This is a genomic window from Novipirellula herctigrandis, assembly GCA_007859835.1.
GTDB classification, from domain to species: domain Bacteria; phylum Planctomycetota; class Planctomycetia; order Pirellulales; family Pirellulaceae; genus Novipirellula_A; species Novipirellula_A herctigrandis.
Genome location: SJPJ01000001.1, coordinates 2,326,071 through 2,341,849, shown reverse-complemented (window position 1 = coordinate 2,341,849; position 15,779 = coordinate 2,326,071). Strand labels below are relative to the sequence as shown.

Annotated in this window: 8 protein-coding genes; 4 read left to right on the top strand and 4 right to left on the bottom strand. The window is 55.3% G+C overall.

Annotated elements, in window-relative coordinates; translation table 11 throughout:
- Positions 1-89: 89 nt before the first annotated feature.
- The 4 genes from CA13_RS08395 to CA13_RS08380 form a co-directional block, all read right to left on the bottom strand.
- Complete coding sequence (locus CA13_RS08395) at positions 90-3,365, bottom strand: efflux RND transporter permease subunit (RefSeq protein ID WP_146395479.1); 3,276 nt, start codon at positions 3,363-3,365, stop codon at positions 90-92.
- A complete protein-coding gene (locus CA13_RS08390; protein ID WP_146395477.1) occupies positions 3,362-4,774 on the bottom strand; it encodes an efflux RND transporter periplasmic adaptor subunit in 1,413 nt (470 codons plus the stop codon). Before CA13_RS08390 ends, CA13_RS08395 begins: the two co-directional genes overlap by 4 nt.
- 117 nt (positions 4,775-4,891) lie before the next feature.
- A complete protein-coding gene (locus CA13_RS08385; protein ID WP_419194092.1) occupies positions 4,892-7,696 on the bottom strand; it encodes a sulfatase-like hydrolase/transferase in 2,805 nt (934 codons plus the stop codon).
- A gap of 107 nt (positions 7,697-7,803) precedes the next feature.
- Entirely contained in the window at positions 7,804-9,159 is a 1,356-nt protein-coding gene (locus tag CA13_RS08380; protein WP_146395475.1) for an Lcl C-terminal domain-containing protein, read from the bottom strand.
- A gap of 93 nt (positions 9,160-9,252) precedes the next feature.
- On the opposite strand from CA13_RS08380, the gene CA13_RS08375 reads away from it, so the two are divergent.
- From CA13_RS08375 to CA13_RS08360, 4 genes are all read left to right on the top strand, one after another.
- On the top strand, positions 9,253-9,861 hold the full coding sequence (locus CA13_RS08375) for a sigma-70 family RNA polymerase sigma factor (RefSeq protein ID WP_146395473.1): 609 nt from the start codon (positions 9,253-9,255) through the stop codon (positions 9,859-9,861).
- Positions 9,862-10,070: 209 nt separating this feature from the next.
- The gene (locus CA13_RS08370; RefSeq protein WP_146395471.1) at positions 10,071-12,206 is read left to right on the top strand and encodes a hypothetical protein; all 2,136 of its coding nucleotides are present in this window, start codon (positions 10,071-10,073) and stop codon (positions 12,204-12,206) included.
- A gap of 147 nt (positions 12,207-12,353) precedes the next feature.
- A complete protein-coding gene (locus CA13_RS08365) occupies positions 12,354-13,061 on the top strand; it encodes a hypothetical protein (protein WP_146395469.1) in 708 nt (235 codons plus the stop codon).
- Positions 13,062-13,131: 70 nt separating this feature from the next.
- The gene (locus CA13_RS08360; RefSeq protein ID WP_146395467.1) at positions 13,132-15,660 is read left to right on the top strand and encodes a serine/threonine-protein kinase; all 2,529 of its coding nucleotides are present in this window, start codon (positions 13,132-13,134) and stop codon (positions 15,658-15,660) included.
- The last annotated feature ends 119 nt before the right edge of the window (positions 15,661-15,779 follow it).

The following is a 15,779-nucleotide window of genomic DNA, read 5'->3' as shown; positions in this document are numbered from 1 at the left end:
GTTTGACGAATCCTTTTGCTTATGGCGGCGTGGTTGTTAACTTTGTTTTCTGGAAAGGTTGAATGTCCTGTTTTCCGTCCACGAGCCGTTCAAGATGTCTCGATGAGCGTTTCTGCCGTTTGCTCAAGCGGCGCGCCGGAAAACTTGGCGATGATGAAAAAACCAACCGGCGCGAGGATCAGGACTAGCGCTGTGCCGAAGATGAGGCCGAAGCTGAGACTGGTCGCCATGGGGATCAGAACTTGGGCTTGGCGTGATGTTTCTAACAGGATTGGAAGCATGCCTCCGATGGTGGTGAGTGATGTGAGTAACACCGGGCGGCAACGGCGTCGACCGGCATCGATGATCGCTTCGTGAAGAGACAGTCCGTCGGCGATGCGGCGGTTGATAAAATCGATCAAGACGATCGAGTCGTTGACGACGATGCCTGAGAGGGCGACGAGGCCGTAGATGCTAAACAGCGTGAACGGTAGACCTTGGATAACGTGGCCGAAGATCGCACCGCACGCTCCGAATGGAATGATGGATAGGACGAGCAGCGGTTGCAGGTACGATTTAAATTCGATCGTGAACAGTAGGTACATACCGATCATCACGGCGATGAATCCGTAGAACATGCTGTTCATCGAATCGTTGGTTTGTTCCTGCTGGCCTTCCCATAGCACTCGCAGACTGGGGTAGTTTTCGGCCAGTTTTGGCATCAGTGTGTTTTGTAGGTCGGCGGTGATTTGGAACGCGTTGCCGACTTCTTCGTCGACGTCGGCGGCGATCGTGATGCTCCGCATCTGATCGAGTCGGTGGATGGCGGAGTAGCTGCGCTGGATATCGACTTCGGCAAGCTCGGTGAGCGGCCGCTGGTTTCCGGCGGGATCGCGAACACGGATTTCGTCGAAGTCGGCTAGCGATTGTCGTTGTTCTCGAGGATAGCGGACTCGCAGTTCGACTTCATGACGGCCACGCTGAAGTCGCATGGCTTCTTCGCCGTAATACGATGCTCGCACGGTGCTGGATAATTCGGCAAGTGAAACGCCCATTGCTTTGGCTTCGTCTTTGATCGTCAGCCGGTATTCCCACTTTCCAGGCCGCCCGCCCGCGGTCACATCGTGGACACCCGGATACTTTTCGAGCTGATCGACGCACGCTTGCACGGCAGCTTCCAGTTGCGGAATATCCTCGCTGCGGGCCAACAGCGAAAACTCGATCGGCAGCCCCGCTAGTCCTCGCGGGCCGGAACCGAACGACACTAAATCGGCTCCGACAAAACTGCCGGCTGCTTTACGCCAACGCTGCACCATTTCTTGACTGGTGATGCCACGGTCACCGACGTCGACCAGTTGCACGGTCAGGCTGCCAACATGGCTTCCCGACGAGACATCGCCGTCGGTGCTCGCCCCGTAACCGACCGACCGATGGATCGCGCTAACAACGCCACCGGGTATTGCGGTGAGACCCTCGTCGATGGTTTGTTGGTTGATGGATTGGACGGCGTCTTCGAGTCGCTTGGTTGCTTTGTCGGTGATGTGTTCGGGCGTGCCATCGGGGAAGGCGATGATGACAGTGCAAAAGTTGGAATCGATTTGTGGAAGCACGATGTAAGGAACGGTGCCTGATCGTACGACGCCAATCGCGGTCATCAGGAAAGCGATCGCACAGCACACTATTAGCATCGGAAACCGAAGCGAAAAACGAAGCGTTGGTAGATACAACGTTTCGATAAACCACTCCAAGCCTTTGGCGACCCAGCCATTGACGACTGCGATCGCGGAACCGACGACGCGAAATGGCCCAAACAACCAAGATAACGCCTTCATGCCCGGCCCGTCGGCGTGTGCGAGGTGTGATGGCAAGACGGTGAGTGCCTCGGTGAGCGAAAACATTAGGATCGCGATGACAGCGAAGGGCAGCACTTCGGTGAACCGAGCCAGCCGTCCTGTCATGAACATCATCGGCAGGAACGCCAGGATGGTAGTAAGCACGCTAGTCACCACGGACGGCATGACTTCGAGCGTTCCATCGATGGCGGCATCACGAAAACTCTTACCCGTCGACCGATGGACATAGATGTTTTCGCCGATCACAATTGCGTCGTCGACCATGATGCCCAACGCAATCAGGAAAGCGAACATCGAGGTCATGTTCAGTGTTTGGCCAGTGTAGTACATCAGCGCGCAAGCACCCGCAATGGAAAGCGGAATGCCCATCGAAACCCAAATCGCCAAACGTAGTTCTAAGAACAGCGTGAGCAACAAAAACACGAGCAGCAAACCCTGCCAGCCGTTCTTGACCAGCAGCATTAGCCGCGCGAGTACGTCGTCGGTGCGATCGCGAAAGTAGATCAATTCGTAGCCATCGGGCGGCGAATATTCCTTGACGAATTTCTGAACCGCTCGGCCGACATGAATGATGTCTTCGGTTTGAGTGGTTTCGATTTGAATGGCCAGCCCCGGTCGACCGTTGATGCGGCTGATGGCTGAGTCGTCGGTGAACTCATCACGTACCGTGCCGAGGTCGTCGATCGTGAGTACGACGCCACTTTGGTCGGTGACAAGGGGTATGTTGCCGATGTCCTCGCCAGTGGATTGTCGGTTGCTGCCGCGAAGCAGAATGTCCTGCGACGCAGTTTTCATCGTACCGCCGGGTACTTCGACGTTTTGTGATCGAACGATCTCAGCGACTTGCGAAAGGGTCAAGTTGTACTGACGAAGCGTTTCCTCCGGAATCTCAACGTCGATCTGATAACGCGGCACGCCGACGACTTCGGCTTGTGAGACTTCGTCCATCAGCAGGACTTCGTCACGAATCTGTTCGGCGAGATCACGTAGGGCGAGTGCGTTTTCGACGTTGCGGTCAGCGGTAGCGGAAGTCGTCAGGACTTTCGATGAGCCGGGTCGAAAGTCTTGACGACTTCCGCTACTAGATTCTGGTCCGATGACGCCAATGCTGATGGCGGTTGTGCGGGGCTGTTGCCGTTGGACGACGGGCTGTTCGGCGAGTGCGGGAAAACTCGGGATGCCGTCAACTCGCGAGCGAACTTCGCCGAGAATTTCTTGGACGTCGGGTTCGCTGACGTCGGCTTCCAGTTCAATCGAGACGACAGCGGATCCTTCACGGGCGACCGACGTGATTCGCCGAACGCCTTGAACGCTGCGGACCGTCTCTTCAATTCGTTGGCAGATGCCCTCTTCGACCTCTTCAGGGCTTGCGCCACGATACTCGACGCTGACCTGGATCACATCCAAATTGGAATAAGGCCAGAACTCACGCTGCATGGATGCGGCGCACCAACAGCCAAGGATTAGAATCGCGACGACCAGCGTGTTGGTCGCGGGGCCGTTATCGACCGCCCAGCGAACGACGGACCTCACGGTCGAGCACTCGCTGACGCGGTTGAAACTGTAGCGGAAGTCGTCAAGACTTTCGGTCTATTCGGCCGATACTCTTGATGACTTCCGCTAAGGGTCGCACCGCGACGAGGTTTGTTCGCGATCATTGAAACCGCGAGACCTGGCTTTGCATTCGGGACTGGCGAGCTGATGATCTGCTCGTTCATCTTCAGCGAGGAATTGTGTGTATTGAGATAGGCGATGCCATCTTCGATGCGAGCGATGCGAACCCGTTCGATCTGCAATTGGTCGTCCCGCATCACCCAGATGGTTTTTCCTGGACGAATCACGGATTCCGGTACGACCGCCAACGGCTGCTGTGGCTCGCAATGCAGACGCACGCGAACAAACATTCCACGCAGTAACGCGAGCGAGCCGTTAGAGGAACCGCAATTCTGCGTCGGGTTGTCAACACAAATTCGCACGGGAATAGTGCGCGTCTTCTCGTCGATGCCAAGTCCGTCTTGCCGACTGAGCACGGCGTTCCAAGCATAAGTTTGGCCGGCGCGGTCATATTCAACGGTGACCGGAATTTGTGGCAACTCGTAACCACCGCTTTGCAAGAACGACATGTCCTCGCCCCTCAGACTCGCACGCACTTCGACCTTTGACGTGTCTTCGATCGTGGCAACGACGGCACCTGCTGCCAACATTCCATTTTGTTCGACATGGTTTGCGATGACGACACCAGAGAACGGTGCCTTGATTTCAGCCCGTTCTAAATCGAGCTTCGCAAGCCGCAGTTGCAAGTTTGCAAGTTCGAGCGTCGTTTGCATTGTCTTTGATTGCGAATCAAACGTTCGCAGCTGGTTTTCTTGTGACGTGATTTGTTGCATGGCGGACAACAATGCCAATTCGACGGAATCAGATTCGCTCGCTGAAGTCGCGTTGACGTTTTGCAGTCGCTGCAAACGCTGTACATCGCGGCGGCGAACTGTGACGATGTCTTGATTGATCGCCAAGACTCGCTGCGTGTTTTCTTTGTCCAGTTGCAGTCGTTCGATATCCAATTTCGCTCTCGCAACTTCTTGCTCCAGACGTGCGACTTCGATTTCGTAGTCGGAGGGATCGACGCGGAGTAGCAACTCGCCTTCATCGACTACCTGGCCGGGGCTAAGTGACTCGGATTTGAAGACGACTTCGCCGCTGACCCTGGCCGCAAGCTGGACATCGCGATAGGGAATCGCGACGCCACTGACAACGATGTCCAGCGTTCCGGTATGCGGACGTGCTTGAACCAGTTCGACCGGAATGGACTTGCGAACGGGCGGCTTCTTACGCTTCGGTCGCTGTTGTGCGCCCATCGAGTAAACAAACCATCCCGCACAGCCGAGAACCAGCAGCGGTGCGACGTAGCGAAGGAACAGGATTGGGATTTGACGTTTGTTCATGAAGTTTCGTAGCGGAAGCGAGGTGGGATAGGCTTCTAGCCTGTCGGTGCGCGAATTGACAGGCTGGAAGCCTATCCCACGTTTCAGTGCTGAATAATTCGACAAACCGTCAAAGCGTTACCGTCGTCCCGGACGATTGTTCGTGTCGATCTCTCCCCAGTATCCTCCAATGATATGTGGGTATTCGCCGGGCGTGACGTGATAGTGAGGACCACGGTCAGCGTCTTCGTGAAGATTGAAATCGTTGAGCGGGTTCTTCGTGTCATCTTTGGCAAGCAAGCCTTTTGATTCGTACGGCCCGTAAACTGGGAATCCGTCGAACGCGAATCCGATCACGCCCGAATGTGATTGGCCTTCGTCGCTCCAAGGAGTCTTCACGCAAACCGGATACTTGTGGTAGTGGTACTGCTGTCGAGGACTTGGGTGGCCACAACAGCGGTCGAGACGCCAAACCGCATCGGTTTCAAAGATGTGGTCGAAGGGATTGAAGAAGATCACGCCGTTGGTGGCGACACCAATCGCTCCCATGGGTAAAGCTTGGTTGGAGTTCTTTTCGTCCATCGCGAACGCGTCGGGATCACGCTTGGGCTCTAACGGAATGTGCCAAGTGTTCGCCTGTTCTTTGATGTACGACGGGTTGCCGTCCAGCATTCGCCAGCGATCGGGGAAGGTCGCGGTCGGGTGGTTTGGCAGGTTACGACTTCGCATGACAAGATGCTCGTCGGTGAACGTGATGATGACGGCGTAGGGTTTGTGCTTGTCCTTCGTGACTTCGTCCCCGTTGAAATCGAGGTATCCTGCACGCAGCCACGAACTCATATTGCCAGCGAACGGAGCGTGGTAGCGATCCGTCTTGTAGAGCAGTTGATCGGAGTTGGTGTAGTCGAACTGTTTGGGCGCTTGCCGCTGTCCGTCTTTCGGGTTGAAGTACCAGCGACCGCCAAGGGCTACCAACTCCGATTCATCCGGCTGTGGGAAGTCTTGGATATTCGGTTTGGCGGCTTGATAGTTGGCGGGAGCATCGATGGGTTTGATGTTTATCGAATTGACCCAGAACTCGGACGTCCCTTCTTGGCCTTTCCCGTTTGCAAAACCGACACTCAGCTTCACCGTGTCGACTTCCGCGAACGGGGTTCGGAAGTCCATCGCGTAGGTTCGCCAAGTGGCGTGACCAAGGCTTTCGTTGGTGTCTTTGTCAAAGAAGTCCTCTCGTTCCTGCAAAACTTGCGGGTAGATCCGTTCTTTGATCAAGTCCAATGAATCGGTGCCGTTCTTTTGAAAGAACTCGACTTTCAAATACAGGTCGTCCTGATCGACTGCGAAGTTGTCTTGCGCGAGCCCAGAGATGTAAAAGCGATACCAGCGTTGGTCCGGGGAAACGTCGTTGCTGGTTAGCGACGCTTCGCCTGCAAGTACACCGTTGCCGTCGGTATCTTGGCTGGAAAGCAAGCGTAAGCCACGCCCATTGGATTCAACTCGCGGATCGCCGAGCACGCCGTACTTGGCGTCGCCAATGATTGATGCTGTCGCCAGCGATTCGCCTTCTTGCAAGTCTTCCGTTGCGGTGTTCGCCAAGACCTTCGGCGTGGCACGTTCGGCGACAAGTGTCTCGAAGACTTCCGTTGCAGGCCCATCCGTTTGGACAATCACCTGGTACTGAGTCAGTTTGGACAACAACTGCGAGGCAACCTTTTGCTCTGAATCCGCTACGTTCTTGGCTTCCGTTGGATCCGTCCGCAGATTGAAGAGCTCCGTGCCACCGCCTGCGAATTGAATCAACTTCCAATCGTCGCGAATGATGGCGTGATCGTTCTCGGCAATCACGATGGTTCGCGGAGTCGCCTTGCCACTGACCAAGGCTGGCCAGAGGCTAATTCCGTCGAGCGGTTTCGCCGATGAGATCGAAACGCCAGTGGCCGCCGCGAGCGTGGGAAACAGATCGTGAATCGCACAGAGCTGTTCATTTTTGGTGCCGGCTTTCAACAAGCCAGGAGCACGTATGACGCAAGGGACGTGAATCCCGCCCTCGTAGACTTGTCGCTTCTGCCCGCGAAACGGCTCATTCGTTCCGAGTCGGGCCGCGCCGTTATCTGATGCGAACACAACGATCGTGTCTTCGCGAAGTTGATTGTCGTCGATTGCCTCAAGAATGCGACCGATGCCTTGGTCCATCGAATCGACCATCGCCGCGTAGGTCGCTTCACGCTCGCTCAGTCGACCGCGGTACTTGGCGATCAGATTTTCCGGGGCCTGAAACGGTGAATGCGGCGCATTGAATGAAACGACCATGCAAAACGGTTTGTGTTTGTCACCATCATTGATTTGCCGCACAGCTTCGTTAGCCAACAAATCCGTCGAATATCCATCTTCATTGATCGTCCGGCCGTCGCGTTTCCAATCCACCTGGCCACGCATGCCGGTGTGCTTGAAATAGTCTATCGATGCATCCATGAATCCATAGAACTGATCGAAGCCTCGCTGGCTGGGATCCGAATTGTCACCGGTAACGCCGAGATGCCACTTGCCAATCAGACTGGTTCGATAGCCAGCTTTCCCAAAGGCTGACGGAAGCAACTGTTCGCTCGCAGGCAAGCCTTCATCGCGTGGTCGAACTGGATCAACAATTCCATAGCGATGCGGAAACCTGGCGGTCAGCATTGCCGCCCGGGCGGGGCTGCAGGCGGGATAGGCATAAAAGCGATTGAGCCGAACGCCATCTTTGGCGAGTGCGTCAAGATTGGGTGTTTGAGCAACACCGCCGTGAAATCCAACATCGCCCCAGCCGAGATCATCAGCTAACAAGATGACAATGTTCTTGTGAGTTTCAGCGTGTGCAATAGAAGGAACCGTCAAAACGGTGGCGGTCCACAACACCAGCGAGTAACAAACGAGTCGGATAGGTCGATAATTCGATACGGGCATGACGGGATTTCCGATGCGGGTGTGTGAGACAAAGGTGGCACGGTCTTAGAAACCCCGTGCACTTGAATGATCTACAGGCCTGTTCTCAAGAAAAAAGAAGAGTACCGTCACTGAAAACGACGTGGACGGTTCCTCGCGGGGAGGGTGTGTTGCTCGATCGGTGGTCCGTTCTCGCGCACGGTCACTTCGCCTGCTCGCACCGGGCGGACCAGGTTGTAAATCCCGATCACATCGCCTTGCGGGCCACGACCATGCGGGAAGCGAGACGGATCGCCAGCCTTCGGATCGCTACGTTGTGCCCCGGCACCGTGAACGTCCAGCAGAGTCATTCCGCCGCGTGGATCCCGCATCCATCCTTGAGACCTGCCAAACGAAACGTAAGCCGCGGTATCGCCACGTCCCAATCGCTTGTGGGTTGTTCCCGTCCAGTACGAACCGAAGTCAGTCTTCCCGGCAGGGTTTTGCTGTGGTGTGCAAGTAAACAGCTCCGCGATTGCAGCCGATCCGTTGGAGTCTGGCGATCGGGTGTAGTCAACGATGCTTTGCAATTCCTTCGCGTTGGGCAGACGCCAATCGCTGTGCCCTGCGAATTCCAGCCCTTCGGCCCAAGCAAGAGCTTGTTGCCAATTCAGTTTTCCGTCGCGACGATCGCCTGCCTTGAGCGTTCCGCTGTCGCCCTGCATCCATGTCAGTCCTGTGGCCTGATCGGTGACCGTGCCGTCGCCATTGTCATGAAAATCGTTGGTTCCATAGTCCGGATTTCCGCGAACGTAGAACACGACATATGTCTTTTCGCCACGTCGTCGATTGGGTCCGATGGGATAGCCTTTGATGCGTCCATCGGCGAAGTTCACGCCGAACATGGTCGGGCTTCCGTGCATCGTGGTACTCACGTACTTCGTTGACGTCGCGCACTGGGAATCAATGATCCGCTCACCTTTGGATGGATCGCCATAGGCAAAATCAAAATAGTCGGTGTCGATGAACGGACGCAGGCCCTCGGCGGATCGGGCTTGCGGGTCGATATCTTCGCCGCTGAAATCGATCAGCGAATACAGTTCTTTGATACTCGGTAAACGCCAATCGTCGAAGCCGCCAACACGGCAATCTGCAGCACCATCGATCGCTTGGTTGAACGGTACTTTCTGCTCCGGGGTCTTCTGCCACATCAGACCCGAGACGAGGTCAGAAATGGTGCCATCACCATTGTCTCGGTATGTCGGCTCATTGCCTTCGTAGTGCGCGTCCTGACCAAACAGCGGGTCGCTTTGTTTGGGATAAATGATTTCGCGAGAGTTGTCGTAACACCGTCTCTGAGCGGTGTCCACAATCGAGTAAGCATGGGAGGGTAGGACCAGGTGGTCTTTTGGATGTGGCGATTCTTCCGCCACCACTACCGCTTTCGGTGTGAGAACGAGTGCCCAGAAGGCGGCCACTGAACAGATGGCGAGAGTCGGTTTCATCAAGATCGGCCTTGGATACAATGGACTGAGCAATAACCTCACGATTAGAAACCCCAGCGATTTCAGACATCTACAAGCAAAACGAAACAATTTGTGAATAGCAGTGCCGGAGACATCGAGCAGCAACTCAAACATGGCGATTTGTCGCTGTTTGCGGATGCGTTTTCGCGCCATCGCCCCCGATTGTGGCAGATCATCCATTTCCGGCTTAGCGATCAGATTCGCGCCCGTGTTGATGCAGATGATGTATTGCAGGATGTCTATTTAGATGCCGAAAAACGGCTCGATCACTATGTCGAGGGCGATTTTCCGTCACTATTCCTGTGGCTACGACTGGTCACTGGGCAAACGCTTAGCCGGGTGCATCGCCGGCATTTGGCCACCGAATCACGTTCGACGTTGCGTGAATCTAGTCCGAACGACGGAAATCTTTGGAGCAACACGTCGCTGTGTCTTTCGCAGCGTTTCATTGCTCATCTGACTTCGCCCAGCCAAGCAGCAGTGAAGGTGGAGCTCATTGCAGAGGTGCGGTCGGCACTGAGTGAAATGAGTGACATCGATCGCGAGGTGGTTGCGCTGCGTCACTTTGAAGAACTGACCAATCAAGAAGTTGCACTGGAACTTGGCATCACGTCAAAAGCTGCCAGCATTCGGTATGTGCGAGCATTGGAACGGTTGCGGTCAGTGCTGGAGAAGATCTAGGCCGACATTAGTGGGATAGGCTTCCAGCCTGTCGATGAATGTTACCTGACAGGCTGGAAGCCTATCCCACTCATGAACAATCCGTTGGGGTTTCCGCTACATCGGAATCAGCATTCCAAATTAAATTTTCTGTTTTCCCGGTAGAAATTGTGTGGCGGTGGGGTTTAAGCGTCCGAACCCTGCTCACTGAAACTTCCACGGGACTAATTATGAAGCGTCTGTCGTTGCTCACTTTTTTCTTTGCATTCGCTTTGTTACTAAGCGATTCACTTGCCAACGCACAGCCGCCAGGTGGCCGCCCCGGCCAAGGAGGCGGACGGCAAGGTGGTGGACCGGGTGGTTATGGCGGTGGACGCGGCCAAGGAATGGGTGGCACTGGTGCCCAACAAATGCCGCCAATGCTACGCATTTTTGATACGGACGGTGATAGCGAGCTTTCGTCGGAAGAGATCGACGCAGCAGCCGTTGCACTACGAAAACTCGACCTCAATCGTGATGGAAAGCTGACCGCCGAAGAATTCCGACCAACCGCACAGCAGGGCCCTCAAGGACAGGGTCGCGGAGGTTCACGAGGTGCAATGCAAGGTGGCCAGCCTGGCGGCGGTCGCCCCGGTAGTGGATCTCTTGGCGGCGGACCTGCGGGAGGCGGACCTGCCGCTGGCGGACCTCCGGGAGGTGGACGACCCGGTGGCGGTGGTAACGGCGGCGGTGGTAACGGCGGCGGTGGTCGAGGCGGTGATCCTGCTCAGGTCGACGCAGCCTTTGCGAAAGACATAATGTCGTTTGACGAAAACAAGGACGGGTCGCTCGGTAAGTCCGAATTGCCCGAACACATGCACAAAGCCTTCGCAATCGCGGACGCTAACAAAGACGGCTCGCTTGACCAAGCCGAGCGACTCGTGCTGGCGTCTCAGTTCCGGCGCAATCAATTGAATCCAGCCGGCGATGATCCCGTGAACGCGCCGACTCAAGGTGGTCAGCGTGGTACTGGTCAGCGTGGTACTGGTCAAGGTCGTCCGGGGCAGGGTCGTCCGGGGCAGGGTCGTCCGGGGCAGAGTTCCGGACCGGGCGGTGGCCAACGTGGTGATGGGGCCGGGATGAGACCCAGTCAGGGACGTGGCGGCTTGGGGGCGGCAGGCGGAAACCAGCGTGGTGGGCAAGCATCGCGGGGTGGACGCCCTCGGGATCGCGAGCGTCCCCGTGACATCGAATTCAAAGAGAAGTTTCCCATCGGAGCCGAACTACCCGCAGACCTGAAAGTCTACAACGTCGATCAGGAGTTGGTGCCGGTCAATAGCATCTTCCAGTCGAAGTACACCGTGATCGTCGGTGGCTGTTTGACATGCCCCGAATACCGAAATTCCTACCCCGAGATTGAGGCGGTCGCTCGCGACTTCAAGGATCGAGGCGTTGATTTCTACTTCCTGTACCAATCCCTGACACACCCAGAGAATTGGGGATTTGTGCAGCCGTCTTCGATCGAGGATCGCTTTGCTCAGGTCGAACATGCCAAGGACCTCTTGCAAACCCAAATCCCTTGGTTGACTGACACGATGGAAAACCGGTTGAAAACGCATTTCGTATTGACTCCCAATTCACAATTCGTATTCGACCAGTCTGGCAAAATCGTCCATCGTGATTCATGGGGACGCGGTTCGAGTCTTCGCGAGTCGCTTGAAACCCTGGTCGGCAAGCCGCAAACACTGACCACCGTCGAAGAACTGAACCTTCCTCGTTTCGAACGTCACCTCACACCCAATAGTGAAATGCTCTTGGAGCGAGTTAGCGTGGAAGGTAAAGCTGTTCCGTTGCGTGTCGAGTCGGGCGGGGAAAGTAGTTCCGTCGCCGCACTACGTTCCCTCAACTTTAACCAGACCAATCGATATGCGAAACTTCGGCCCGAGGCAGACCAACAATTGATGGAGACCGGAACTGGCAAACTGTATCTTGGTTTTCGCCAAGACCCGGTGCTGGGCGCAAGTTGGAACAATTTGGCCAGTCCACCGGAGTACAAGATCGTTTCCGAAGGTGCGTCAGTCTCACCCGCAACAGGTCAATCAAAGCGTTTGGAAGTTGAATCAGACAATGAACCACGAGAGTTCCTGATCGATGTGAAGAACTGGGACGCGGGCAAGCCGATCTCGGTAAAGCTACAGTACTTTGCGTGCAACAAAGAAAAGGGGTGGTGCAAGTCGGTACAACAGGAATTCACTGTCTGGCTGGACGAAGATGAGGCGGCAGGCATGGTCAATGGACGCAGTCATTTTCCGGGTGGTCGCGGTGGCGCACGTCAGGGAGGCCAAGGCCGCCCGGGAGCGGGACAGAGGCCGGGCGGACGACCCTAATAAGGATTGAAAAAGCTAAATTGACAAATGAAAAATGAATAGGTGCGGCTTAGGTTGAACCAGAGGATTTGAACGTGGGATAGGCTTCCAGCCTGTCGTTCATTGCCATAACAGGCTGGAAGCCTATCCCACCTTAGAGAACTCAGCATGGCTGATGAGTGGATTTTTCGGCGTCGCAATTTGCCGCATGTGGATGTCGAGGGAAAGCCAACGTTTATAACGGCTTGTTTGAGCGGCAGCTTGTCAGCGGCGGGTTTGAGAAAAATTCGCAGCTACCGCGAAGAACTTAGCAATCGATCTGCTCCCGAAGATGTCACACCGGAGGAATGGGAACTGAAAAAGCATAAACTGATCTTCAAGCTGGTCGATTCGCTGCTTGACGGTGCCGCGCCTGTTCAGCACCTGAAAGATCATCGCTTGGCAAGAATCGTACAGAACGCGTTTCTGCATTTCGCGGATCAGCGATATCGGCTCTACGCATTTGTCGTTATGCCAAGTCATCATCATTGGGTGTTCCTACCAGACGAAACATGGGCAAGTGAGCTGGCGGTAGAGCAAGCCGGCAAGGCTCGCCGTAAGACACCGCGAGAAGCGATTTCGCATAGCATCCAAAGCTTCACGGCCACGCAGTGCAACCGAACGCTTTGCCATTCAGGGGCATTTTGGCAGACGGAAACTTTTGATCATGTTGTCCGAGACGAAGCGGAACTGATGCGAATCATCCACTACATAGAACAAAACCCTGTCGTCGCCGGACTGGTAACGAATGCCGATGATTATCACTGGTCGTCAGCACGACTGCGGAAACAACTGGATCTGAAACCGGGCGACGCCATCACGAAACCGGTGGAATAGGCTTCCAGGCTGTTTTCTTTGAAATGACAGGCTCGAAGCCTATCCCACTTTTAGTCAATAATACCGCGTTATGACACCCACTGACATCGACGACGACACTTATTCAACGGTCGATATCCTCGCCAGCGACTTCGTAGCACGTTATCGAAGTGGTGATCGACCCACCGTGGAAGAATACGCCAGTCGCCATCCCGATTTGAGCGAACCAATCCGGCGCGTCTTTCCGTTGGTACTTTCGGTCGAAAAGGTCAAGGTAGACCAGCAAGTCGAACACGACGGAAGTGCAACACTTGCGGGGCGAGTATTTGAAAGACTTGGTGATTTCCGGCTCGAGCGAGAGATCGGACGTGGCGGCATGGGAATCGTTTATGAAGCAGAACAAGAGTCACTTGGACGCCGTGTCGCGATCAAGGTTCTGCCAAAGCAATCTTTGCTAGACGACAACGCCTTACAAAGTTTTGAGCGCGAAGCGAGCACTGCTGCGGCGATGCACCATTCCAACATCGTGCCAATCTTCGGGACAGGCCAGTGCGATGGAACGCATTATTTGGTGATGCAACTCATTCGCGGCGAGTCGCTTGATCGACGTATCACAACAGAGGGACCGTCATACGACTGCCGCGCGGCTGCTGAAATCGCCGCCCAAATTTCCGATGGGCTCGCCTACGCTCATGGAAACGGCGTGCTTCATCGCGACGTGAAACCCGCCAATATCCTTATTGACGAAGATGGCGTCGCGCAACTGACCGACTTCGGACTTGCGCGGAACACGCAAGACGATCCGACCATGACGCAAGCGCTCAGCGGCAGTCCACGCTACATGGCACCGGAACGTTTCCAAGGACAATCGGATGAGCGATCAGACGTGTACGGTGTTGGATTAACACTCTACGAAATACTGGCTGGAACCCCCGCTTTCAAAGACCTAACGCCGCATCAACTGCCAGAGGCCGTGAAGCTTCATCTCATCAAGCCACTGGGGGATGTTCGCGCCGACGTTCCCACGGACTTGCGAACGATTGTTGCCAAAGCGATCAATCCTGAGCCAGCACATCGGTATCAATCGGCGTCCGATCTGCGAGACGATCTGAAACGCTTTTTGAAAGACGAGCCAATTCTTGCTCGACGCACAACGGCGTTACAGAGACTTGTTCGTTGGTGTCGTCGCAACCCGAAGCTCGCTGTCGTCACCGGCATCGCAATCGTGTCGATGCTGGTCGCAACCGTCGCGTCGTCGGTCGGGTTAGCGATGACATCCGACGCCAACAAGCGAACCAGCAGGGCGCTCGCACAATCCGAACAAACCGTTGATCTTGCACTGCAATCGCTCGACGGCGTTGTGGACGTCGTTTCCATCCCGGCATCCGCAATGGGGGATATGGGAGAAATGGATTCGGCACAATTTCTGCTGAACCCATCGCCGCATGCTGCAAGCGTGTTAGAAAACATCCAACCACTGTACCAGCGGCTTGCTAACCAGTCTCCAACTCGGCCTGACATTGTTCGGCAAATGATTCAAGCGAGCCTTCGGCTTTCCCAGATACAACAACAACTCGGACAGACAGACGCTGCAATCACAACTCTCAACCAAAGCATTGAACTTTTGGAGACACGCGGCGACTTGGCTGGTTTGCCAACCATCGAGAAACAGGTTCGGATTGCGCGTTTGCACAACGAGCTTGGCAAAGTCTACGCACTGGAATTGGACTACGCGAACTCGGACAAAGCCTATGCAATGGCGATCCAGTGCGGCGAAGCTGTCGCCGATCCCGACGATCGGCTGAAACTGCAGCTAGCGCATGCGTTTGTTTCACTAGGTGATCCGCCTCCCCAGCGTCACCGCGACCAATCTGGCTGGCCGGCCCAATCGCGAATCGCACGGGAGCGATTGTCGGCCGCCAATTCGCTACTTAGCGAATGGAATCCCTCCGAACATGACGCCAGTGAAGTTGCCGTGCTTCGAGCGCGGATTCATCTTGCAACTTCACGTCGAGCAAAACGGCCAGCGGTTCGACAGTCAGAGTTCTTAACAGCGACCGAAATCCTGCGTGAACGACTCACTCAAGCACCAGGCGATTCCCGCGTTCGATTTGCCCTGGTCGAAGTACTCGCCAGCGTGAATCTGCGACGACAGCTCGGTTCTGAACGATTGGCCCAAGAAGCGAACGAGCGACTTCACGAAGCGCTCGCCGAATTGCAACCGCTCCGGTCCAGCAGTCCCAAGACACAACTGTTTGCAGTCTCGGAAGTTCATATCCTGCACAAGCTATCGAGCCTCGCTCGTTCGGATGGCGACTTTGCCCTCGGACAGGAACGCCTCGAAAAGGCAATTGCCATCCAGTCGTCGTTGGTCGATGCATCGCCCGACAGCATGCCCCACCGATGCTGGCGAGCGTTGCTATATCGAAGTCTCGCTGAAGTGCATCGCCAACAGGGAAACGCGAACGCGGAACGCGAAGCAATCGCATCCGCAGTCGCAGACATGGAGGCCATCGACGCGGACTCAAGGCTACATCCCTTTGCGGTTCAGACTCAACAAATCATTCACGAGCTGTTCACCGAACGAAATGACGATGCATCCACAAACGACACGCTGTAGTGGAAAGATGGTTCGAGGGCCAGTTGATCGAGGAGAGCTTTCGCCGCTTGCTGCCGAAAGAGGCTTTTTGTTTATCGACAGCATCTTCGTCGCTCTGCCCTATTTCATCGTCATTACTG

Excerpts from the sequence above, each read along its gene's own strand:
- CA13_RS08390 (WP_146395477.1), bottom strand. The coding sequence starts at position 4,774 with ATGAACAAACGTCAAATCCCAATCCTGTTCCTTCGCTACGTCGCACCG.
- CA13_RS08385 (WP_419194092.1), bottom strand. The coding sequence starts at position 7,696 with ATGCCCGTATCGAATTATCGACCTATCCGACTCGTTTGTTACTCGCTG.
- CA13_RS08380 (WP_146395475.1), bottom strand. The coding sequence starts at position 9,159 with ATGAAACCGACTCTCGCCATCTGTTCAGTGGCCGCCTTCTGGGCACTC.
- CA13_RS08370 (WP_146395471.1), top strand. The coding sequence starts at position 10,071 with ATGAAGCGTCTGTCGTTGCTCACTTTTTTCTTTGCATTCGCTTTGTTA.
- CA13_RS08365 (WP_146395469.1), top strand. The coding sequence starts at position 12,354 with ATGGCTGATGAGTGGATTTTTCGGCGTCGCAATTTGCCGCATGTGGAT.
- CA13_RS08360 (WP_146395467.1), top strand. The coding sequence starts at position 13,132 with ATGACACCCACTGACATCGACGACGACACTTATTCAACGGTCGATATC.